We start from the raw sequence: 19,720 nt of genomic DNA on the forward strand, positions 1-19,720 counted from the left end.
GGCGGGGCGGGGCGGGGCGGGGCGGACGGGGCGGGGCGGACGGGGCGGGGCGGGCGGGTTAGTGGGGGTGGGAGGTGTGGTGGGCGGCCAGGATGTCGGCGCCGAAGTCGCTGGCGGGGCGGCGGAGCACGGTGTGCGCGTGGTTGCCGTCGTCGCTGGTGTTGTCGTACTCGATCAGCAGGTCGTCGCCCTGCACCCGGTAGTAGTGCCGCTGATCCGGCCGGGTCGGCCCGGCCCAGGCGAAGTGCAGCGGGCCGCCGGCGAGGCGGGTCGCCTCGCGTACGGCCAGTTCGGTCGGTAGCCGGTCCAGGTAGAGCGCGACGATCTGGTCGAGCAGCGCCCGGCCGGTGGGGCCGAGTCGGTCGGCCGGTACGCCGAGGGGTTCGAGCGGGCCGTCGACCCGGGCGCGGGTGGCGCTGATGATGTCCGTCGGGGCCTCGTCGGCGATGATCGCGGCAGCCCGTCCGGCGGGGCCCAGCGCGTCCAGCAGGGCGCGGCCCAGATCCTCCTCCACGCCGAGCGGTCGGGAGACGGGGCGCCCGGCGTACCGCACCGCGGCCGGGTTGGCGCCGAAGAAGACCGGCGCGGGGGAGACCTGGTCGTCCACGACGGTCATGGTCACCGACAGGTGGTGCCCTTCGAGCCGCCACGCCCAGCGGTCGTCGCGCGCCGGGTCGCCGAAGACGGCGATCCAGTAGTCGCCGCTGTGCCGCCCGCGACGCCACCCCTCGGCCCGGTCCAGGACCTCCTCCAGCGCGATGATCGCCATGGCCTGGGCGTACGCCGATGGGCTGAGCGCGGTGGCCAGCAGTCGGTGCGCGGCCTTGCGCCCGGCGATGTCCAGCGCGGCGAGGCAGACGCCGGGGCGCGGGCGCGGGCGGTACTCCAGCCACCGCCGGGCCGGCTCGTCGTCGAAGGGGTACACGGCGTCGGCGCGGGTCGCGGGGTCGAGCGCGGTCAGCAGGGCGCTGCCGGCGGCACGCATCTGTTCGGGCAGGGGATCTTCCACCGCCCCTGTATACCGTCAGTCGGCCCGCAGCAGCCGCACCATCTCCGGCAGGTCGAAGAACTGCGCGGTCTCGAGCGCCGAGGGATTGCCGTACGCCGGGTCGGCTCCGGCGGCGAGGAGCGCGCGGACCGCGTCGGCGGCGCTGCGAAAGACCGCGGCGGCGAGGGCGCTCTGACCCCGGTCGTTGGTGCGGGTGTGGTCCGCGCCGCGAGCCAGCAGCGCGGCCACCGTGTCGGGGTGGGAGTGGTAGGCGGCCAGGATCAGCAGGGTGTCGCCCTTGTCGTTGGTCAGGTTGACCGGCAGCCCGGCGTCGACCTGGGCGGCCAGTTCCTCGGTGGCACCCGCGCGGGCCAGGTCGAACATCCGGTGCGCGAACGCCAGGGTCGCGGCGTCGAGGTCGTCGGTCACCGGTCCAGGTTAGGGCCGTTTCAGCAGAACCGCCCGGCCTGCGGCGGGTCCGGGCGGCGATCCGGCAAGGCGCGGCCGCCCTGGTGAAACGGCCCTGGCCGCCGGAGCCCTGATAGGTTGCTCGGCCGGCACGTGGGGGAGGTCCGATGGGTGAGACGGTCTACGTGGGTAACGCGGGCGTCGACGGGGTCGGCGACGGCGGCTGGCTGCTCGGGCACTTCGCGCCGCCGGGCGAGATCCGGCACAGCACCGACGTCGAGGTGAAGTGGGGTGTGCACCCGCCTGGGGAGACCCGCTCGCGGTGGGCGACCAATGAGCGCCGCACGACCCTGCTGGTGCTCGTCAACGGGTGCTTCCGGGTGGAGTTGCCGGACCGGACGGTCCGGTTGGCCGCCCCCGGCGACTACGTGGTGTGGGGGCGGGGAGTGGACCACTCCTGGTACGCGGAGCGGGCTTCGGTGGTGCTGACCGTCCGGTGGCCGTCGCTGCCCGGCTACCGGGTGGAGCCGCCGGTCCTGCGCTGATCAGGCCGGCCACCGCACGGGTCATCTCGACATGTGGAATTACCTACTAAACCTATAGGCTTTGCCGTCTAGAGTACGGGGGCACCCCACGCACCGACCCGCGAGGAACCACCGATGACCCACGATCGTCCGGCCGCCGACCTGCTCGCCGTCGCCGCCCGCTGGGCCGACCCGGCCGGCTGGCCGGTGACGCTGCGCTTCGACCCCGGCGAACGCTGGTACGCCCGACTCGCCACCGCCGACGACCACGAGGTGTGGGCGCTGAGCTGGCTGCCCGGCCAGGGCACCGACCTGCACGACCACGGCGGCTCCGCCGGCGCGTTCCGGGTGGTGGCCGGCGCCCTCACCGAGGAGGCGGTGAGCCGGGGACGGCTGCTGCCCCGCGTGCTGCCCGCCGGCGCCGGCCGTCGTTTCGGCGCCCACCACGTCCACCGGGTCACCAACCGCGGCGCGGACCCGGCGGTCAGCGTGCACGTCTACCGGCCGGCGTTGCGCCGGATGACCCGCTACGACCTCCTGGACGGTCGGCTGCGCGCCGCCGAGGTCGCCGAGGCCGGCCGGTCGTGGTGAATCGACCCGACCCTCTCGTTCCCGGAAGGATTCGATAATGCAGCTCACCGCCGAGCAGTGTCCGGCGCCCGTGCCCCCGCCGGGCTCCCGTGGCATCGACGAGATCCTGGCGGCCGCGCGTGCCCGGCTCGACCGGCTGGACCCGGAGCGGGCGCACCTGGCGTACCGGGCCGGGGCCCTGCTGGTCGACATCCGGCCGGCGGCCCAACGCGCCGCGCACGGCGTCGTGCCCGGCGCGCTCGCCATCGAGCGCAACGTGCTGGAGTGGCGCTTCGACCCGCGCTGCCCGGCCCGGCTGCCCGAAGCCGTCGACTACGACGTGCCGGTGGTGATCCTCTGCCAGGAGGGCTACACCTCGTCACTGGCCGCCGCCGCGTTGCAGGACATCGGCCTGCGCCGGGCCACCGACGTCGACGGCGGGTTCGCCGCCTGGCGCATCGCCGGCCTACCGGCGCTCGGCCCGACCCCCCTGCACCGCGCAACCCCCCTCGCGTCCCCGGTCACCGCCGGCTGGGCGCGCCGCTGACCCCCACGCCGCACCGGGCGTGGCGGGCGTACCGCCATCAGGAGGCATGATGTCCGTCGTCGCGATCCCCACCCGTCCCTACTCGCCGGGTCACCCGGGACGGGCCGTCGGCCGCCCGCGCACCGGACCCACCCTCACCATCACCCTCGACCTGGCCCCCGGGCCGATGAGCCCCCGGCTGGCCCGGCTGGTGCAGTTGCTCGGCGAGCTGGCCGAGGCCGGCGAGGGTCGGCTGGGCCCCGCCGACGACGTACCGCAGACGCCGCGACCGCTCGCGCGCCCCACCGTCGTCGAGGCGTCCGCGGTGGCCGACACCGCCGACGTCCGCATCCTGGCCGGCTCGCGGACCGTCCGGCACGGCGACCGGGTGGTCGCCCTCACCCGCATCGAGTACGACCTGCTGCTCTTTCTCGCCGAGCGCCCGCACCGGGTCTTCACCCGCCTGCAGTTGCTCTCGAACGTCTGGGGATACGAGCACGCGGTGGCCCGGACCGTGGACGTGCACGTCCGGCGGCTGCGCGCCAAGCTCGACGGCGCGGAGGTGGTCACCACCGTCTACGGGGTGGGTTACCGCCTCGGCGACGAGGCGCGGATCAGCGTGGACCACACCCGCTGAGCGGGCCGGCTGGCCGGCCGGGGCGCGGCGGTATCCGCATGGTGAACAGGACGGGGACCCCCGTAACGGGGTATCCGGGTGGCTCTGCTGTAATCATCTGGCTTCGTACGCAGAGCGAGCGTCTGGCTCCGATGCGTTCGTCAATTGTCACATTCATGCAACGCAGCCGCCTCTTGACCCTCGCCCGGACGCCGGGAAGCATCGATGAAGCGGCGTCCCGGGCCGTGGGGAGATACCCGGACCAGCCCAAGGAGGACCATGTCGGTCAGCCCCGCCTCGTCGCGCGCCGGATGGCATACGTCCCAACCCGCGGTGCCCGGTCGACCTCCCGGCGGTCAACGCCGCCCGGCGAACACCGCCGCGCCCGTGCTCACCGTGACGCTGTCCATCCCGCTGACCTGCGAGGAGTCGCTGACGCCGCCGGCCCTGCGGTTGCTCGAAGCCGCGCGTGAGCTGCTCGAACGTGGCGAGGGCGTGGTCACCAGCTCCGCTCCGGCCGAGCGCCGCGCCGACGGTGTGCCGGCCAACCGGTCACCCGTGCGGGCCCTCACCCCGACGATTCCCGCCCTGCACATCCTCGCGTCGTCCCGGTCGGTGCTGCGCGACGACGAGCCGCTGCCCCTGACCCGGTTGGAGTTCGACCTGCTGCTGCACCTCGTCGCACACCCCCGCCGCGTCTTCACCCGGCTGCAACTGCTCAACGCCGTGTGGGGCTACGAGCACGCCGGGGTTCGCACCGTCGACGTGCACGTGCGCCGGCTGCGCGGCAAGGTCGGCGTCGACGTGCCCCTGGTCACCACGGTCTACGGCGTGGGTTACCGGTTGGCCGACGACGCGCGGGTCACCGTCGACCGCACCGGCTGACCGCCACCACCGCTCGCCGCTCCCGGGCGGGGCAGGATGGACCGGTGCGCATCCGTCCCATCTCGCCCGACCTGCTCGTCGCCGAACTGACCGGCCGCCTCGCCGACGCCTCGGCCACCGTCGAGCCCGCCCGGCTGCGCGTCGCCGTCGACGGCGCTCCCGCCGCCGGCCCGGACGAGCTGGCCGCCGCGCTGGTCGACCCGCTGCGAGCCCGGGGTCGTCCGGTCCTGCACGTACGCGCCGACGACTTCCTCCGCCCCGCGTCGCTGCGCTTCGAACTCGGCCGCACCAACCCGGACGCCTACTACGAGGGCTGGCTCGACGAGGCCGGCCTGCGCCGTGAGGTGCTCGACCCGGCCGGCCCCGGCGGCGACGGGCGGGTGCTGCCGTCGCTGTGGGACCCGGTCGCCGACCGGGCCAGCCGCGCCGCGTACGTCGACCTGCCGCCGGGAGGCGTGGTCCTGGTCAGCGGCGCGCTCCTGCTCGGCGGAGCGCTGCCGTTCGACGTGACCGTCCACCTTCAGGTGTCCACGGCGGCCCTGCGCCGCCGCACCGATCCGGCCCGGGGGTGGACCCTGCCGGCCTTCGACCGTTACGCCGACGAGGTGGTTCCCGCCAGCTTCGCCGACGTGGTCGTACGCGCCGACGACCCCCGCCATCCCGCGCTCGTCGAGGCGCCCGGCGAGGGCTGAAATTGGCTCGTTTGCGGGCCGTGTCCGGCGGGTACTCGCCCGGCTCACAGAGCGTGGGTGATCGCCCGCGTACCGCATGCGACCGCTACCCGGGGCGCCACGCCGCCGGACCCGGTTCACCGGAACCACAGGCCAGGAAAGGCAGGCAGCGATGCTCGTCCACGACACGGTCGACACCGGCCGCTCCCAGACGGAGATCGACCAGATCAGGCAGTCCCTGCAGGCGCGCTACGACGACCTGACGGCGGAGTACGACCAGGCCGTCCTGCAGAGTCAGGTGCTGCGTCTGGTGGAGGTCGGCGACACCGCCGGCGACGACCAGGCCGACAGCGGCACCAAGACGGCCGAGCGGGACACCGCCCAGTCCCTCCTGCGGACGATCCTCGACCGGCGCGCCCAGTACGAGCACGCGCTGGGCCGCCTCGCCGAGGGCACGTACGGCTGGTGCGAGGGCTGCAAGGCGGCGATCCCGGTCGAGCGGCTGGAGATCTTCCCGGCCGCCACCACCTGTGTCACCTGCAAGCAGACCCGCGAACGGCGGGCGGCCTGAGCGACGGCAGCGGTTGCCGGTCGGTCCGCGACGCGATGGACTCCATCCATGGGTGACATTCTGGTGGGCACCGCGTCCTGGACCGACCGCACGCTGCTCGACTCGGGCTGGTATCCCCAGACGGCGGACAACCCCGAGAAACGCCTCGCGTACTACGCCCGGCAGTTCCCGCTGGTCGAAGTGGACGCGACCTACTACTCGCCGCCGGCCGAGTCGACCGCGCGGCTCTGGGTCGACCGCACGCCGGCCGGGTTCACGTTCAACATCAAGGCGTTCAGCCTGCTCACCGGCCATCCCACAAAGGTCAGCGCGCTCTACAAGGACCTGCGGCCGGAGACCGAGAAGAAGAACGTCTACCCCGACGACCTGCCCGCGCAGGCGTACGAGGAGGTGTGGACACGCTTTTTGTCGGCGCTGGACCCCCTCGTCGAGGCGGGCAAGCTGGGCGCGTTGCTGTTCCAGTTCCCGCCCTGGTTCACGATCAAGCGGGCCAACAAGCAGTACCTGCTGGAGGTGGCGAAGCGCTGCGCCCCGCTGCTACCGGTCTACGAGTTTCGGCACGCCTCCTGGTTCGACGGCGACAACGCCGACGAGACGTTGTCGTTCCTGCGCGAGCACGACCTGTCGTACGTCTGCGTGGACATGCCGCAGGGTCACCGCTCGTCGGTGCCCCCGGTGCTGGCCGCCACCGGTGACCTGGCCGTGATGCGCTTTCACGGCCACAGCGACAAGTGGACCAGCAAGGACATCCACGAGAAGTTCGGCTACCACTACTCCAAGCGGGAGCTCAAGGACTGGGCGCCGAAGCTGCGCGAGCTGGCCGACTCCGCCGGCCAGACGCACGTCCTCATGAACAACTGCTACCGCGACTACGCGCAGACCAACGCGACGACACTCATTGGCTTACTGAACAGGTAAAACCTTCGCGCTGGCCCAATGCGCCGCCTGGGGAGTCGGCGAGGCGGACGCCCCGATCGGTGGGCAGCACTTTCGGGGATGTTGCTGCCTCACGACGGCCTGAAGCAGCAACATCCCCGAAGTTGTGCTGATCATGGACGAGCGCGGTGCAGGGCTTGAACCCCCGCGTCTCACCCGATCCGGGTGGGGTGGGCTCACCCGCTCGCCGGGCAGGGTGGGCACGGTGGTGACGGCCGCCCGACGGCCGGAGACGACACGGAGGTGACGGGGGATGACGGTTCGACTGGTGACGGATCGACGGCGTGGTGCCGTCCTGCACGTGGTCGGCACGGCGGACAACGCCCGACGTGCCACCCAGGGCAGCCCGGTACGCGCCCGGCGCGGTCCCGTGGGGCCGCCGCGACGTACCGACGAGCGACGCTGGGAGGCCACGGAACGGGGGTCGACCGATGCCTGACGCGATGATCTCCGCGTTCGAGAGTTCGCTGGACAAGACCAACCTGATCCTCAAGGACATCGAGGACGCCTACGGGTGGCCGAAGGAGCGGCGCAACCAGTCGTACGCGGCGCTGCGCACGGTGCTGCACCTGCTGCGGGACCGGTTGGCGGTCGGCGAGAGCGTCGAGTTCGCCCAGCAGTTGCCCGTGCTGGTCCGGGGGATCTACTTCGACGGTTGGAACCCGTCCGACGTGCCGATCAAGCTCAACCGCGACGACTTCCTCTACGAGGTCCGCCAGGGCTTCCCGTACGACGCCGAGGGCGGCGCGGAGCGGGTGACGCAGGTGGTGCTCGACACCCTGCGTCGGCACGTCACCCAGGGCGAGTGGCAGGACGTGAAGGACACCATGCCCAAGGACCTCGCCATGATGCTGCCCTGAGACCGGCCTATCGAGCGGCGCTGTCCGGCGGGGACGGCACCCGGGACACCGGGTGGCCGGCCCCGCGGGCCAGCGCCGCGAACGCGACGGCGTCGGTGACCGCCGCGCCGCCGGGGTCGTTGTTGAAATAGACGTACGCCGGCTCGTCCGCGTCGAACTCGTCGGTGAGCCGGCGGACCCACGAGCCGAGCGCCGTCCGCCCGTAGTGCGGCCACGGTCGGGCCCGCCCCTCGTGCAGCCGCAGGTACCCGAAGTCGGTGGTCCGCCAGCGCGGGGCCACCGGTCGACCGAGACGATCCGCCCAGACCAGCGCCGCCTGCCGCCGTTCCAGGACCGCCCGGGTGGCGTCGGTCCACCACGACGGGTGCCGGGGCTCCACCGCCACCCGCACGTCCCGCGGGAACAGCCGCAGCGTCGCGTCGAGCGCGTCGACGTCCGCCCGCAGGTTCGGTGGCAGTTGCAGCAGCACCGGGCCGAGTCGGTCGCCGAGGGCGGTGGCCCGGCCGAGGAACCGCGCCACCGGCTCGGCCGGCTCCCGCAGACGTTTGATGTGGGTGAGGTAGCGGCTCATCTTCACCGCCACGCAGAAGTCCGCCGGGGTCCGTTCCCGCCACGCCGCGAACGTCTCGCGTTCGGGCAGCCGGTAGAACGCGTTGTTGACCTCGACGGTGGCGAAGCCCGACGCGAAGTGCTCCAACCAGAGGCGCTGCGGCATCCCCTGCGGGTAGTAGCGGCCCCGCCAGTCCCGGTACTGCCAGCCCGACGTGCCCACCAGGATCACCGCCTCATCCTGGCACTCTCCGCCGCCGCCCGCGAACCGACCGTGTCGTCCCGGTTCGGCGTCTACGGTGTGGGTTAGAGAAGATCGCGCGTGGGGTACCACCCGCAGCACGACGGACCCCGGCGTACGGCGGGGCGGCACACCCGAGGGAGTACCGATGGCACTCAACGACGATGACATGCAGACCACGGGCGGCGGCGGCCTGGAGGGTCCGGCCGATGGCGGTGCGACCCCGGGTCACCAGGACGGTGGCGCGGACGGTGGCGCGGAGGGTCCGGCCGACGGTGGCGCGACTCCGGGTCACCAGGACGGTGGCGCCGATGGTGGCGCGGAGGGTCCGGCCGACGGTGGCGCGACTCCGGGTCACCAGGACGGTGGCGCCGACGGTGGCGCGGAGGGTCCGGCCGACGGTGGCGCGACCCCGGGTCACCAGGACGGTGGCGCCGACGGCAGCGCCCGGTAGCGGCACGCCATGACGTACCTCGACCCGCCGGGCGGCCACGGCCGCCCGGCGGTTCCGTCCGTGGCCCCCGACGGCGTACCCGCCGCGGCGAGCGCCGTCGCCGCGCTGGCGCGTTGCGTCTCGGTCGAGCCCGCCAAGTTCGCCGCCGCGCACTGGGGCCACACCCCGCTGCTGTCCCGCGCCGCCGAGCTGCCCGACCCGTCCGGGTTCACCGACCTGTTCAGCCCGGACGACGCCGACGAGCTGCTCAGCCGGCGCGGTCTGCGTACCCCTTTCCTGCGCGTCGCCAAGGACGGACAGCTCGTGCCGGCGGCCCGCTGGACCGGCGGCGGCGGGGCCGGCGCCGAGATCGGCGACCAGGTGCTCGACGAGCGGATCCTCGAGCAGTACGCCGGGGGTGCCACCCTGGTGTTGCAGGGCCTGCACCGGATCTGGCCGCCACTGGTGGACTTCGCCCGCGACCTGGGCCTCGCGCTGCGTCAGCCGTTGCAGGTCAACGCCTACCTCACCCCGGCGGGTAGCCAGGGCTTCGCCACCCACTACGACACCCACGACGTGTTCGTACTGCAGGTGGACGGCCGCAAGCACTGGCGGATCCACCCGCCGGTGCTGCCCGACCCGCTGGAGAAGCAGCCGTGGGGCGGCCGCGCCGACGAGGTCGGCGCCACCGCTCAGGGTCCCGCCGCGCTGGATGTGGTGCTCGCGCCCGGCGACGCCCTCTACCTGCCGCGCGGGTGGCTGCACAGCGCCCAGGCGCAGGAGGCCAGCTCGCTGCACCTGACCGTGGGCATCCGCGCGTTGACCCGCTACGCGCTCGTCGAGGAACTGCTCGCGCTGGCCGCCGAGGACCAGCGGCTACGGGCCAGCCTGCCGTTCGGCACCGACGTCGCCGACCCGGACGCCATCGAGCCGGAGCTGACCGAAACGGTGGAGGCGCTGCGCGACTGGCTGCTGCGGGCCGACCCGGGCGCGGTCGCCGCGCGGCTGCGCCAGCGCGCCTGGCCGGCGGCCCGCCCAGCGCCGATCCGTCCACTCGCCCAGGCCGGCGCGCTGGCCGCGCTGGACGCCGACTCCCGGCTCACCCTGCGACCCGGCCTGCGCTGGCAGCTCCTGCCGCACGGGGACGGCCAGGTGGCGCTACGGCTGTTCGACCGCACGATCACGCTGCCCGCCGACTGCGAGCCAGCCACCCGCGCCCTGCTGAGCGGGGCCGCGACCCGGGTCGGTGACCTACCCGGCCTCCCGGACGACGCCGACCGGGTCACCCTGGCCCGCCGCCTCCTGCGCGAGGCCGTCCTGGTGCCGGCCTGACCCTCTCCCCGCGGTTGATCAAGAGGTTCGCGTCACGACACGCCGGATTGATGACGCGAACCTCTTGATCAACCGGAGAAGAAGGGGGCGGGCGGTCAGCGGCCTAGGGTCAGGAGCAGCACCGTTGTTACCAGGCCGGCGCCGAGTACCACCATGATTGGTTGGGGGCCGAGCATCGCGTGCCGGCGATCGGCCAGCGCCCGCGCCGGCACGAGCCCCATCAGTGGCCCGAACAGCGTCACCACCAGCGCCAGCACCGGCATGCCGACCGCCAGGTCGCCGCCGTACCCGACGCCGAGCGCCCGCGCGGCGACGCCCAGCGCGTACCCGAGCACCGCGCCGCCCACCCCGCACAGCGCCAGCAACGGGTTGACCGAACCCGGCAGCTCGCCCGGCTGCCCGGCCCGGTTCAGCAGGTCACGAACCCGGCCGAGGAGCAACGCCGGGTCGGCCGGGGCGCCGCCGTTGGCCGGCACGGGCGGTCCGCCGATGCGACGGGCGCCCAGCCGGGCACGGGCCTGCTGCCACAGGTGCGCCACCTCGGCGTCCACCCGTTCCTGCTCCTCCCGGGCGTCGACCAGCTCCTGCTCGGCACGCCGCACCTCGGCGACGGCCTCGTCGACCGCGCGTTCGGCCGCCGCGCACTGCCGCTCGTACCAGGTGTGCGCCTCGGCGCGCTGCTCGCGCACGCGAGCGGTCAGCTCGGCGAGCCGTCGTAGCTGCGCCGTGTACGTCTCACTCGCCACCGGCTCGTTCATCGCGACGGTCCATAGGGGATGATCACGTGGCCGGTGCGGTGCACGGCCCGGTCGAAGAAGAGCCCACGCCACGGGCGGGGATACCAGTCCGGGCCGCCGGTGCCCGGATAGAGCGACGCGCCCAGCTCACCGCCGTGCGCGTCCAACGCCACCCAGGCCCCGATCTGGTCGGTGCGGGCGGCGGGACCACCCAGGTCGGCGCGCATCCGCGCCACGCCCCGCCACCAGGCCAGCACGTGGGTACGCCGCTCCGGCCCGTCGTGCAGGATCCGGCGCAACTGCTCCAGGCCCGTGCGCCGGCCCGTCCGCGCCGCGAGGGCGCCGGCCGCCGCGTCGACCGCGAACAGCAGCAGGTAGTGCGGGCTGCCCGCGCCGGACAACCCGTCGGCCGTCTCGGTCATCAACTCGCCGACGGTCTCCTCGTCGTACCAGGCGGCGTCGTCGGCCAGGTCGTCGTAGAGCGTGCGGGCGATGCCGTCGGCGTCCGGGTCGAGGCAGGCGATGGAGAAGCGGGCGGTGCCCGGCGGGTGCTGGCGGGCCAGTGACCGGGCCGCCGCGTCCAGCACCGCGCACGCCTCGTCCACCCGCGTGCCGAGCACCGCCAGGTTGCGTCCGGGCGCGCGGGGCAGCCGCAGCGCCGCCGAACGCGCCTGCACGTCGATGATCTCGCCGAGCAGGGCCACCGGGTTGCGCGGGGAGCGGCCGTCCGCCGGGGCTTCGAGGGCCCGGAAGTCGGGGGCCTCGGTGAGCCGGGGGATCGCGTCACCGTCGAAGAGCCGGGCCGGGGCCGCGTCCGGCGTGCGCATCCGCCACAGGCGGTGCTGCAGGCCGCTCCACGTCTCCCAGTCGCTGGCAGCCGGGATCCGGGCGACCTCGTTGCCCTCGACCATGCCCGACTCGGCGTTGACCACCGCGTGCCAGCGTGGCAGCGACTGCGCCGCGTCGTTTCGTTCGGCGAGGATCCGCAACGCCTTGGGCAGCGCGATCCGCAGGGCGAACTGCGCCACCAGCGCGGGACGCCCCCACAGCGCCTCGATGCCCCGGACGTCCTGGGAGGCGAGCACCAGGTGGATGCCCTGCGACCGGCCGCGGCGGGCCAGGTCCTCCAGCAGGTCGGCCGCCTCCCGGGCCACCACGTCACGGCCGGCCAGCAGCATCTGGAACTCGTCGACCACCGCGACGATCCGCGGCCAGTGCCCGGTCGGGTCCACCGCGCGCAACTCGGCGAGCTTGGTGACCTCGTGTTTCTTGGCCGCGTCGGCCCGCCGCCGCAGCTCCTCGGCGAGGAAACGCAGCAGCGCCAGCCCGAACTCCCGGTCGGTGTTGACGTTGATCCCGACCAGGCGCATGTGCGGCAGCCAGCTCGGGTCACGCCGGCCCTGCGCGAACCGGGCGAAGGACACGCCCTCCTTGAAGTCCAGCAGATAGAACTCCAGCTCGGCGGGGGAGTAGCGGGCCGCCAGCGCGCCGATCCACGCGAAGATCAGGTTCGTCTTGCCGGTGCCGGACGGCCCTCCGATGAGGGCGTGCGGCGGATAGTCGGCGAGCGTCAGGCGGACCGGTCGACCCTGCGGTCCCTCGCCGATCGGCACGGTCAGGCCGTCCGCCGAGTTCTCCCGCCACATCAGCTCCGGCGGCGGCAACAGGTCGCCGAACGGCGTCGGCGGTGGGCCGGCGTTGACTTGGGCGGCGACCTCGCGGCAGGTCTCGGTGACCAGCGTCGCCGGCGGCGGCGGGTCCAGCCGGACCGACAGGCCCGACGGGCCGCCGATCCGGGCGCCCGACGCGTCCGCCACCACCCGGGTCACCGTCGGGTCGTCGGGCAGTGACCCGCCACGGACCACCAGGTGCACCCCGCAGGCCGCGCCGGCACGGACCACCCGGTCGAGCTGCCCGCGCTCGTGCCGGTTCAACTCGTCGCCGCCGAGCAGCACCGCGACCCGCCACGGCTCGGGGCGGCGGCCGGTCGCCGAGGCCAGTTCCCGCAGGGACCCGTACTCGCCGGCCAGCACCGTCTCGTTGATCCGCCGGATCTGCTCGACCAGGTCGTCCAGGAGCGGGCCCAGTCCGCCGGGGCCGACGAAGGTGAGCAGCCCCGCCGTGCCCAGCGGCGCGAACCCGGCCAGGCCCCCGCCGAGGTGCTCCGGGTCGTACCCGATCAGTCGTACCCCACCGGGGTCGGCGCGACCGACGGCCCGCAGCAGCAGCGCGGACACCACGGCGTCGCAGCCGGCGCGGTCGTCGCCCGACAGGTGGACGTGCCCGGCGTCGAGCAGCGGCACCAGCGCGGGTACCGGCTCGACGTCGTCGAGCCGGACCGTACCGACCCGCAGCGCGCCGGGTGGCTCGGCCCGGCGCAGGGGCGTGGGGGTCCAGCCCGGCCAGTCCGCGCCGGCGCAGCCGGGCGCCTCCTGGCGGGCGGCGTCGGCGGCGTGGCGGGCCAGCTCCGCGATGCGGGTGGCGTGCCGGGCGTCGATCTCGGCGAGGCGGCGGTCGCGTTGACCGCCCACCCGCTCGGGTACGGCGGCGGCGGCCCGGCGGACCCGGGCGAGCCGCTCGCGCCCGGCGCTCAGGTCGGCCTGCGCGGCCGACAGCCGGGTACGGGTGGCGCCCAGCGCCTCGGCGAGGGAGTCCCGGACCCGGGTGGCGAGCTGCCCGCGCCGGTCAGCCATCGGAGCCCCGGCGAGCCGGCGCGTCCCGCCACGGGCTGCCCGTGCGCGGCGGTACGACCCCACCCGACGCCTGCCCACCCGCCGCGCCGGAAGGCCGACCGCCGGCGCGCGGGACGTTCGGGCGTGGGCTCGCGCCGCTGTCGGGTCGACCGCCGGAGCGTGGGGTGCCGGCGCGCTTGTCGTCGCGGCGTGGAGTCGGGCCCGCGTCCGGCTCGGCGGCGGCCTGCGGCGCTCCCGTGGGCAGGTCCCGGCCCAGCCGGGCGAGCAGCAGCCCGGCCGTCACCCCGGCGGCCACGGCCGAGTCGGCGGCGTGCGGCGGCTCCCCGGACGAGCGGGGCGGCGGCATCCGGCAGACCCGGGTCAGCAGCGTCTCCAGCACCGGCGGTGGCAGCCCGGGCAGCAGGTCCCGTACCCGGCCGTCCAGCTCCCCGCGCAGCCGGCCGAGGTCGCTGGCGCGGGGCGGATGCCCCAGCAGCTCACCGGCCAGCTCGCGCAGCAACGGAGGCGCGAGCGCCGCCATGCCGAGGCCCACGTCGGCCGACGCGCGGCGCAGCTCTGTCCGCAGTCGGTCACGGTCACCGGCGCGTACGCCGCCCACGACCCGGCGCAGCAGCTCCTGTGAGTCGCGTAGTCGCTCGTCGGGCTCGTCCGCGTCGGTCTCGTGCCCGCCGGTCAGCTCCGCCACCCGGACGGACCACCAGCGACGCATCCGTACCTGCTCGGGCCGCTCCGGCGCCACGGTGGTGGGCCCGTCCGACGGCGCCTCGTCGTGGCGCTGGTCGCGCTGCTGCGGCCGGGGCGGCGGGGCGCCGTCGGCGGCCAGCCCGATCGCGACCAGGTACGCCGAAAGCTGCTCCTGCGCCACCCGAAGCGCGTAGTTCGCGCTCTCGGCGTGCTCGGTGGCGGCGGACAGCTCGGGCACGCCCATGGGGTTGGCCGACTCCTGGCGGACCCAGCGCAGCCGCTCGGCGGCCAGGCCGAACTTCTCCAGGGCCTGACCGAGCAGACCCACCGGGAACTCCTCGCTGGCCGCGCGGACCTGGCCGCCGATGTCCTCGATGATGGACACGCCGGCCTACAGGGTGGAGACGTAGAGCTGGGCCTGCTCCACCGCGACCAGTGTCGCGGCGAGACACTCCTCCAGCTCCTGGCTGGCCTGTGTCAGCGAGGCCTGGGCCGCCTCCACCGTCTCGTGCCCGCTGCCCTCCAGCGCGCCGGCCAGGGTTTGTTGCGCCTCGGCCAGCTTCTCACCCGCCGCCTGGACGGCTGTCTGCCCGTCACCGATCTGTTGGAGGGCGACATCGATGGCAGCCTTCAGCTCGGCGACGCTCGCCACGGCGGAACCTCCTGGGGGCGGGGAGATCTCCATTAGAGCCTATCGCCGTCCCCGGGAGAACATCCGCCCTGGCGGTGTTGATGCCCGCCTGACCGTTAACCCCCGTGAAGTGCCGGGAGTCCGTTCTGTGGGAGTCCCAGTGCGAGAACCTTTCAGTTTTCGCGGAGCCAGCGGGGGCCGTACACCTCCGCGCCCAGGGCGGTGACCCGCTCGCGTAGCTCCCGGTCGGCGGTGACCACCAGCCGGCGGCGCTGCGGGGCCGCCCGCACCAGCTCGACCACCGTGTCGTCACCCGAGCCGGGGGCGGAGACCACGCGCACCTCGTCGATGCCGGGCACGTCCCGCGCCGCGCCCTCGACCACGAGCACCACGTCGACCGGTGCCGTCAACCGGGCGGGCAGCCCCTCGGCGGCCACCGGCGCGAGGGCGTCCCGCAGCCGGGCGGCAGCCCCGGCCCGGTCCCGCCACCACCCGTTGGGGCGGGAGCCCACCACGTTGGCACCGTCCACGATCAGCAGCGGGTTCTCCGTCATGCCGCCAGCCTGCCACCACCCGACCGAACCGGCCGGACGCCACTCCACGGCGAGGTGCGCCACCGCCTGCGGCGTTTGTCGCGCCGGGTGCCGGGTAGCCCCTGCCGACCGTGCCGCGCCCGACTGCGGAGGAGAGACATGATGGGACCCGGTGATCTCGGCTCCGACCCGTGGGACGAATTCCTGGCCCGGTACTTCGGCCGGGGTGAGGGAGGACGCCGACCGCCGCACCGGGTCGACATCACCCGACTGATGACCGCCGACGCGCGGGAGATGCTGGCCGACGCGGCCCGTCGCGCCGCCCAGCGGCAGAGCAGCGACCTGGACACCGACCACCTGCTCTGGGCGGCGCTGCAACGCGAACCGCTGCGCGACCTGGTCCGCCGGGCCGGCGCCGACCCGGACACCCTGCTCAACGCGCTCGGCGGCAAGGGCGACGGCGCGCCGCGCGGCGAGGTGCCACCGAACCTGTCGCTGACCCCGGCGGCCAAGCGGGCGCTGCTCGACGCCCACCAGCTGTCCCGGGCGATGGGCGCGAACTACATCGGCCCCGAGCACATCCTGATGGCCCTGCCGCTCAACCCCGAGTCGCCCGCCGGCCGGATGCTGGCCGCCGGACGGATCCAACCCGAGTCGTTGCAGGCCGCCAACGCCGAACGCGGCCCGATGAACGGCCCGAAGCCGGACCGGGGTACGCCCACCCTCGACCAGTACGGCCAGGACCTCACCGACCTGGCCCGCAACGACCAGATCGACCCGGTGATCGGCCGGGCCGACGAGATCGAGCAGGCCGTGGAGATCCTGTCCCGGCGGACCAAGAACAACCCGGTGCTGATCGGCGAGGCAGGTGTCGGCAAGACCGCCATCGTCGAGGGGTTGGCGGAGCGGATCTGCGACGGGGACGTCCCGCAGACCCTGCTCGGCAAGCGGGTCGTGCAACTCGACCTCGCCGGCCTGGTCGCCGGCACCCGCTACCGGGGTGACTTCGAGGAACGCCTCAAGAAGGTCATCGACGAGATCCGGGCGCACCGGGACGAGCTGATCATCTTCCTGGACGAGATCCACACCCTGGTCGGCGCGGGTGGCGCCGGCAGTGAGGGCGGGATGGACGCGTCCAACATGCTCAAGCCCGCCCTGGCGCGGGGTGAGCTGCGGGTGATCGGCGCGACCACGCTGGACGAGTACCGCAAGAGCATCGAGAAGGACGCCGCGCTGGCCCGGCGTTTCCAGCCCGTGTTGGTGCCCGAGCCGAGCATCGACGACACCATCGCGATCCTGCGCGGGCTGCGGGACCGGTACGAGGCGCACCACCAGGTGCGCTTCACCGACGAGGCGCTGGTCACCGCCGCCGAGTTGTCCGACCGGTACGTCACCGACCGGTTCCTGCCGGACAAGGCCATCGACCTCATCGACCAGGCCGGCGCGCGCGTGCGGCTGCGCACCCGTACCCCGGCGTCCGACGTACGGGAGCTGGAGCAGGAGCTCGACGACGTACGCCGCGACAAGGAGCAGGCCGTCACCGACGAGCAGTACGAGCGCGCCTCGGCGCTGCGCGACCGGATCGCCGAGCTGGAGGCGGAGATCCGGCGCGCCAACGGCGAGGACGGCCCGTCGTCCTCGCAGGTGCCCGAGGTGGGTCCACAGGAGATCGCCGAGGTCGTCTCCCGGGCCACCGGCATCCCGGTCAGCCAGCTCACCGAGGAGGAACGGGACCGGCTGCTGCGCCTGGAGGGTCACCTGCACGAGAAGGTGGTCGGCCAGGACGACGCGGTCACCGCGGTGGCCGAGGCGGTCCGCCGCTCCCGGGCCGGGCTGGCCGACCCGGAGCGTCCGATGGGCAGTTTCCTGTTCCTCGGCCCCACCGGCGTCGGCAAGACCGAGCTGGCCCGAGCCCTGGCCGAGGCGCTGTTCGGCGAGGCGGACCGCATGGTCCGGGTGGACATGAGCGAGTTCCAGGAGCGGCACACGGTGAGCCGGCTGGTCGGCGCCCCACCCGGGTACGTCGGCTACGAGGAGGCCGGCCAGCTCACCGAGGCGGTACGGCGCCGCCCGTACGCGGTGGTGCTGCTCGACGAGATCGAGAAGGCGCACCCGGACGTGTTCAACATCCTGCTCCAGGTGCTCGACGACGGGCGGCTCACCGACAGCCAGGGCCGTACGGTGAACTTCAAGAACACCGTCCTGATCATGACGAGCAACCTCGGCTCCGAGCTGATCACCGGCACCCAGCGTGCCGTCGGCTTCGGCACCGGCGCGCCCGGCAGCGATCAGGAGAACGACGAGCTGCGCGAGCGGCTGATGCGCCGCCTGCAGGAGAACTTCCGCCCGGAGTTCCTCAACCGCATCGACGAGATCATCATCTTCCGCCGGCTCGAGGCCGAGCAGTTGCGCGACATCACCGCGCTGCTACTGGAGGACACCCGCCGCCGGATGCACGCCCAGGACATCCAGGTGGAGGTCACCACCGCCGGGGTGGACTGGCTCGCCGAGCACGGCTACCAGCCGGAGTTCGGCGCCCGTCCGCTGCGCCGGGTGATCCAGCGCGAGGTGGACAACCACCTGTCCCGGATGCTGCTGGAATCGGCGATCTCACCCGGCCAGAAGGTCGTCGTGGACGCCCGCGACGGGCAACTCACCTTCGACGTGACCGCGGGCGAGCGGGGCTACACCGCCGCCACGACAACACACCCACGATGAGCGGGCCGGCGGGACGCGAGGACCACGACGAGCCGCACGAGGACGCGGACGAGCACCCCGACCCGATCCTGGCGCCCCCGACCGCCAATCCACGCCGAACGCGGGTACCAGCCGAGGGCCTGCACCCCAAGACCGACCAGGACGACCCGGAGACGCGAGAGGAGACGTGATGGTACGCGACACGCGGCTCGACCCCGAGGTGGAAGTGCTCTGGGAGGACTTCCACGCCGAGGTCAACGTCCCGTCGGAGCAGCTGCGCACCTGGCTGTTGACCAGGGGATCGGGCGAGGAGTCGTTCAGCCCGAACCCGGACCTGGATCTGCCCCAGCCGGGGCGGGAGATCCTCAAGGTGCTCAACAAGCGCAAGGTCGACCTCACGCCGGAGGACATCGAGGTGATGCGCGAGGCGGTGGAGCGGATCCGCGAGCTGATGGACGCCAAGCCCCGGCGCGGCAACGCCGACGACGAGTGGCGGCACTCGCTGCTCGACCTCGGGCACGATCCGCTCGTGGAACGCTGAGCGCGGCCGTACGTGACGGCGCCGACCCGGTTCGGGTCGGCGCCGTCGTCGTGCCCTACTGGCCCTGGTCGGGCTCCAGGCTGCCGATGGTCAGCCCCGCCGCGTCGGCGGCGGCGTCGCGCTCGCCCCGGGTCTGGTCCTCGCGGGTGAGCAGGTTGGCGTACTCGGTGACGTCGGCCGGGTCGGGCACCTCCGGGAGCCGGCGCAGGAACGCCTCCACCTGACGGGTGGCGGCGGTGTGCGCGGCGGCGGCCTGGCGGAGCAGTTCGCGGTCGTCGGCGGGCGGGTAGAGATCGGTCATGTCCGCCAGATACCCGGACAGCGGCGGTTCGCACCGGCGGTGGCCCTCGTCTCGCCTCGCCTCACCGGCCGGCGATGCCGTCCAGGAGGGTGGTCAGGTTGTGGTCGAAGGTCTCCTCGGCGTCGAGGTGCGCGCCGTCGACGACGAGCCGGGCGATCGTGGGATAGCGGCCCGTGTCGAGCATGCGCGTCAGGTAGGGGCCGAGGCTGGCCTGCCAGGCGCTCAACTCGGTGCCGGTGGACCGGGCGGTACGTCGCTCGGTGACCTCCCGCCGCAGCGCTCCGATGATGAAGGCGTTGAGGGCGCCCAGGGCGCGCTGGAGGTCGTCGACGTCGCGTACGGCGGGGGCCTGGCTGAGCGCCGCGGCGGTCGACTCGCCCACGGTGAGCGCGTGCGGCCCGAGCTGCGGTCGTCCGCCGAGCAGGTCGGAGAACCACTCGTGGTCGAGGGCGGCGGCGCGGGTCCGTCGCACGATGGCCAGCACCGTGGCACGCCACCCGGGGTGCGGGCCACCCTCGGCGATCTCGGCGTAGACGGCGTCGACCATCAGGTCGAGCAGCTCTGACCGGTTGGTCACGTAGTCGTAGAGGCGCATCGGACCGACGCCGAGTTCCTTGGCGATCCGGCGGACCGACAGGCCGTCGAGGCCGTGCGCGTCGGCGAGCCGGATCGCCGTCTCGGCGATCTTCGCGCGGCTCAGCGGCACCGGCGTCGCCCGCGGGCGGGGCTCGGGCCGTTCCCACACCGGCACCACTTCGCTACCGTACGGTGTATCCACGCAATACAGTGTACG

The 19,720-nt window shown here is 73.9% G+C and carries 25 protein-coding genes; 15 read left to right on the forward strand and 10 right to left on the reverse strand.

Going from position 1 to position 19,720, the window contains the following annotated elements; genetic code table 11:
• Positions 1–58 precede the first annotated feature (58 nt).
• Positions 59–1,009 carry a DUF3500 domain-containing protein gene (locus AB0J36_RS31850; RefSeq protein ID WP_357122051.1) on the reverse strand — a complete coding sequence of 317 codons (951 nt, stop codon included), beginning with the start codon at positions 1,007–1,009 and terminating at the stop codon, positions 59–61.
• A gap of 15 nt (positions 1,010–1,024) precedes the next feature.
• Positions 1,025–1,417: an ankyrin repeat domain-containing protein gene (locus AB0J36_RS31855; protein WP_357122053.1), complete on the reverse strand. Its 393-nt coding sequence runs from the start codon at positions 1,415–1,417 to the stop codon at positions 1,025–1,027.
• Between the two features lie 146 nt (positions 1,418–1,563).
• Here AB0J36_RS31855 and AB0J36_RS31860 point away from each other — a divergent pair, with 146 nt between their 5' ends.
• From AB0J36_RS31860 to AB0J36_RS31905, 10 genes are all read left to right on the forward strand, one after another.
• On the forward strand, positions 1,564–1,941 hold the full coding sequence (locus AB0J36_RS31860; protein WP_357122056.1) for a signal peptidase I: 378 nt from the start codon (positions 1,564–1,566) through the stop codon (positions 1,939–1,941).
• A 114-nt stretch (positions 1,942–2,055) separates the two neighbouring features.
• Positions 2,056–2,511 carry a cysteine dioxygenase family protein gene (locus AB0J36_RS31865; protein ID WP_357122059.1) on the forward strand — a complete coding sequence of 152 codons (456 nt, stop codon included), beginning with the start codon at positions 2,056–2,058 and terminating at the stop codon, positions 2,509–2,511.
• A 37-nt stretch (positions 2,512–2,548) separates the two neighbouring features.
• Positions 2,549–3,037: a rhodanese-like domain-containing protein gene (locus tag AB0J36_RS31870; RefSeq protein ID WP_357122062.1), complete on the forward strand. Its 489-nt coding sequence runs from the start codon at positions 2,549–2,551 to the stop codon at positions 3,035–3,037.
• Between the two features lie 49 nt (positions 3,038–3,086).
• Positions 3,087–3,653, forward strand: a complete 567-nt coding sequence (locus AB0J36_RS31875; protein ID WP_357122065.1) for a winged helix-turn-helix domain-containing protein — start codon at positions 3,087–3,089, stop codon at positions 3,651–3,653.
• Between the two features lie 258 nt (positions 3,654–3,911).
• Positions 3,912–4,517 carry a winged helix-turn-helix domain-containing protein gene (locus AB0J36_RS31880; protein ID WP_357122068.1) on the forward strand — a complete coding sequence of 202 codons (606 nt, stop codon included), beginning with the start codon at positions 3,912–3,914 and terminating at the stop codon, positions 4,515–4,517.
• Positions 4,518–4,561: 44 nt separating this feature from the next.
• A complete protein-coding gene (locus AB0J36_RS31885; RefSeq protein ID WP_357122071.1) occupies positions 4,562–5,209 on the forward strand; it encodes a uridine kinase in 648 nt (215 codons plus the stop codon).
• A 151-nt stretch (positions 5,210–5,360) separates the two neighbouring features.
• A complete protein-coding gene (locus tag AB0J36_RS31890; protein ID WP_355052436.1) occupies positions 5,361–5,759 on the forward strand; it encodes a TraR/DksA C4-type zinc finger protein in 399 nt (132 codons plus the stop codon).
• 48 nt (positions 5,760–5,807) lie between these two features.
• Entirely contained in the window at positions 5,808–6,677 is an 870-nt protein-coding gene (locus tag AB0J36_RS31895; protein ID WP_357122074.1) for a DUF72 domain-containing protein, read from the forward strand.
• 271 nt (positions 6,678–6,948) lie between these two features.
• Positions 6,949–7,134, forward strand: coding sequence for a hypothetical protein (locus tag AB0J36_RS31900; protein WP_357175474.1), 186 nt, complete (start codon positions 6,949–6,951; stop codon positions 7,132–7,134).
• Positions 7,127–7,555 (forward strand): DUF2267 domain-containing protein, encoded by a 429-nt coding sequence (locus tag AB0J36_RS31905; protein WP_357122080.1) that lies wholly within the window; start codon positions 7,127–7,129, stop codon positions 7,553–7,555. The genes AB0J36_RS31900 and AB0J36_RS31905 overlap by 8 nt, the downstream gene beginning before the upstream one ends.
• A 7-nt stretch (positions 7,556–7,562) precedes the next feature.
• Here AB0J36_RS31905 and AB0J36_RS31910 read toward each other — a convergent pair whose 3' ends face one another.
• Complete coding sequence (locus AB0J36_RS31910) at positions 7,563–8,336, reverse strand: DUF72 domain-containing protein (RefSeq protein ID WP_357175471.1); 774 nt, start codon at positions 8,334–8,336, stop codon at positions 7,563–7,565.
• Between the two features lie 157 nt (positions 8,337–8,493).
• Here AB0J36_RS31910 and AB0J36_RS31915 point away from each other — a divergent pair, with 157 nt between their 5' ends.
• Both AB0J36_RS31915 and AB0J36_RS31920 read left to right on the forward strand, forming a co-directional pair.
• The gene (locus AB0J36_RS31915; protein WP_334629546.1) at positions 8,494–8,799 is read left to right on the forward strand and encodes a hypothetical protein; all 306 of its coding nucleotides are present in this window, start codon (positions 8,494–8,496) and stop codon (positions 8,797–8,799) included.
• 9 nt (positions 8,800–8,808) lie between these two features.
• A complete protein-coding gene (locus tag AB0J36_RS31920; RefSeq protein WP_357122087.1) occupies positions 8,809–10,110 on the forward strand; it encodes a cupin domain-containing protein in 1,302 nt (433 codons plus the stop codon).
• A gap of 95 nt (positions 10,111–10,205) precedes the next feature.
• Here AB0J36_RS31920 and AB0J36_RS31925 read toward each other — a convergent pair whose 3' ends face one another.
• The 5 genes from AB0J36_RS31925 to AB0J36_RS31945 all read right to left on the reverse strand — a co-directional run bounded on the left by AB0J36_RS31925 (position 10,206) and on the right by AB0J36_RS31945 (position 15,409).
• Positions 10,206–10,868: a hypothetical protein gene (locus AB0J36_RS31925; protein WP_357398203.1), complete on the reverse strand. Its 663-nt coding sequence runs from the start codon at positions 10,866–10,868 to the stop codon at positions 10,206–10,208.
• Complete coding sequence (locus AB0J36_RS31930; protein ID WP_357398205.1) at positions 10,865–13,540, reverse strand: FtsK/SpoIIIE domain-containing protein; 2,676 nt, start codon at positions 13,538–13,540, stop codon at positions 10,865–10,867. Before AB0J36_RS31930 ends, AB0J36_RS31925 begins: the two co-directional genes overlap by 4 nt.
• Positions 13,533–14,609, reverse strand: a complete 1,077-nt coding sequence (locus AB0J36_RS31935) for a hypothetical protein (protein WP_357398208.1) — start codon at positions 14,607–14,609, stop codon at positions 13,533–13,535. The genes AB0J36_RS31930 and AB0J36_RS31935 overlap by 8 nt, the downstream gene beginning before the upstream one ends.
• 6 nt (positions 14,610–14,615) lie before the next feature.
• On the reverse strand, positions 14,616–14,876 hold the full coding sequence (locus tag AB0J36_RS31940; protein ID WP_007076395.1) for a hypothetical protein: 261 nt from the start codon (positions 14,874–14,876) through the stop codon (positions 14,616–14,618).
• Between the two features lie 152 nt (positions 14,877–15,028).
• Entirely contained in the window at positions 15,029–15,409 is a 381-nt protein-coding gene (locus AB0J36_RS31945) for a hypothetical protein (RefSeq protein ID WP_357122099.1), read from the reverse strand.
• Between the two features lie 138 nt (positions 15,410–15,547).
• Here AB0J36_RS31945 and AB0J36_RS31950 point away from each other — a divergent pair, with 138 nt between their 5' ends.
• Genes AB0J36_RS31950 through AB0J36_RS31960 form a run of 3 tightly spaced genes read left to right on the forward strand, consistent with a single transcriptional unit; the run spans position 15,548 to position 18,626 of the window.
• Positions 15,548–18,106 (forward strand): ATP-dependent Clp protease ATP-binding subunit, encoded by a 2,559-nt coding sequence (locus AB0J36_RS31950; protein WP_357398211.1) that lies wholly within the window; start codon positions 15,548–15,550, stop codon positions 18,104–18,106.
• Positions 18,103–18,276, forward strand: coding sequence for a hypothetical protein (locus tag AB0J36_RS31955; protein WP_357122105.1), 174 nt, complete (start codon positions 18,103–18,105; stop codon positions 18,274–18,276). The genes AB0J36_RS31950 and AB0J36_RS31955 overlap by 4 nt, the downstream gene beginning before the upstream one ends.
• Positions 18,276–18,626 (forward strand): DUF3140 domain-containing protein, encoded by a 351-nt coding sequence (locus AB0J36_RS31960; RefSeq protein ID WP_234582023.1) that lies wholly within the window; start codon positions 18,276–18,278, stop codon positions 18,624–18,626. Before AB0J36_RS31955 ends, AB0J36_RS31960 begins: the two co-directional genes overlap by 1 nt.
• Before the next feature lie 55 nt (positions 18,627–18,681).
• On the opposite strand, the gene AB0J36_RS31965 is transcribed toward AB0J36_RS31960, so the two are convergent.
• Positions 18,682–18,927: a hypothetical protein gene (locus tag AB0J36_RS31965; RefSeq protein WP_266241928.1), complete on the reverse strand. Its 246-nt coding sequence runs from the start codon at positions 18,925–18,927 to the stop codon at positions 18,682–18,684.
• A 61-nt stretch (positions 18,928–18,988) separates the two neighbouring features.
• Entirely contained in the window at positions 18,989–19,705 is a 717-nt protein-coding gene (locus AB0J36_RS31970) for a TetR/AcrR family transcriptional regulator (RefSeq protein WP_357122109.1), read from the reverse strand.
• Positions 19,706–19,720 lie beyond the last annotated feature (15 nt).

The sequence above is a fragment of the Micromonospora sp. NPDC049662 genome, from assembly GCF_040675055.1.
Classification (GTDB): domain Bacteria; phylum Actinomycetota; class Actinomycetes; order Mycobacteriales; family Micromonosporaceae; genus Micromonospora.

What these genes read in the sequence shown, in the direction of transcription:
- AB0J36_RS31900 (WP_357175474.1), top strand. Translation starts at nt 6,949, where the DNA reads ATGACGGTTCGACTGGTGACGGATCGACGGCGTGGTGCCGTCCTGCAC.
- AB0J36_RS31920 (WP_357122087.1), top strand. Translation starts at nt 8,809, where the DNA reads ATGACGTACCTCGACCCGCCGGGCGGCCACGGCCGCCCGGCGGTTCCG.
- AB0J36_RS31880 (WP_357122068.1), top strand. Translation starts at nt 3,912, where the DNA reads ATGTCGGTCAGCCCCGCCTCGTCGCGCGCCGGATGGCATACGTCCCAA.
- AB0J36_RS31960 (WP_234582023.1), top strand. Translation starts at nt 18,276, where the DNA reads ATGGTACGCGACACGCGGCTCGACCCCGAGGTGGAAGTGCTCTGGGAG.
- AB0J36_RS31875 (WP_357122065.1), top strand. Translation starts at nt 3,087, where the DNA reads ATGTCCGTCGTCGCGATCCCCACCCGTCCCTACTCGCCGGGTCACCCG.
- AB0J36_RS31865 (WP_357122059.1), top strand. Translation starts at nt 2,056, where the DNA reads ATGACCCACGATCGTCCGGCCGCCGACCTGCTCGCCGTCGCCGCCCGC.
- AB0J36_RS31950 (WP_357398211.1), top strand. Translation starts at nt 15,548, where the DNA reads ATGATGGGACCCGGTGATCTCGGCTCCGACCCGTGGGACGAATTCCTG.
- AB0J36_RS31860 (WP_357122056.1), top strand. Translation starts at nt 1,564, where the DNA reads ATGGGTGAGACGGTCTACGTGGGTAACGCGGGCGTCGACGGGGTCGGC.
- AB0J36_RS31890 (WP_355052436.1), top strand. Translation starts at nt 5,361, where the DNA reads ATGCTCGTCCACGACACGGTCGACACCGGCCGCTCCCAGACGGAGATC.
- AB0J36_RS31925 (WP_357398203.1), bottom strand. Translation starts at nt 10,868, where the DNA reads ATGAACGAGCCGGTGGCGAGTGAGACGTACACGGCGCAGCTACGACGG.
- AB0J36_RS31965 (WP_266241928.1), bottom strand. Translation starts at nt 18,927, where the DNA reads ATGACCGATCTCTACCCGCCCGCCGACGACCGCGAACTGCTCCGCCAG.
- AB0J36_RS31915 (WP_334629546.1), top strand. Translation starts at nt 8,494, where the DNA reads ATGGCACTCAACGACGATGACATGCAGACCACGGGCGGCGGCGGCCTG.
- AB0J36_RS31905 (WP_357122080.1), top strand. Translation starts at nt 7,127, where the DNA reads ATGCCTGACGCGATGATCTCCGCGTTCGAGAGTTCGCTGGACAAGACC.
- AB0J36_RS31870 (WP_357122062.1), top strand. Translation starts at nt 2,549, where the DNA reads ATGCAGCTCACCGCCGAGCAGTGTCCGGCGCCCGTGCCCCCGCCGGGC.
- AB0J36_RS31945 (WP_357122099.1), bottom strand. Translation starts at nt 15,409, where the DNA reads ATGACGGAGAACCCGCTGCTGATCGTGGACGGTGCCAACGTGGTGGGC.
- AB0J36_RS31955 (WP_357122105.1), top strand. Translation starts at nt 18,103, where the DNA reads ATGAGCGGGCCGGCGGGACGCGAGGACCACGACGAGCCGCACGAGGAC.
- AB0J36_RS31895 (WP_357122074.1), top strand. Translation starts at nt 5,808, where the DNA reads ATGGGTGACATTCTGGTGGGCACCGCGTCCTGGACCGACCGCACGCTG.
- AB0J36_RS31930 (WP_357398205.1), bottom strand. Translation starts at nt 13,540, where the DNA reads ATGGCTGACCGGCGCGGGCAGCTCGCCACCCGGGTCCGGGACTCCCTC.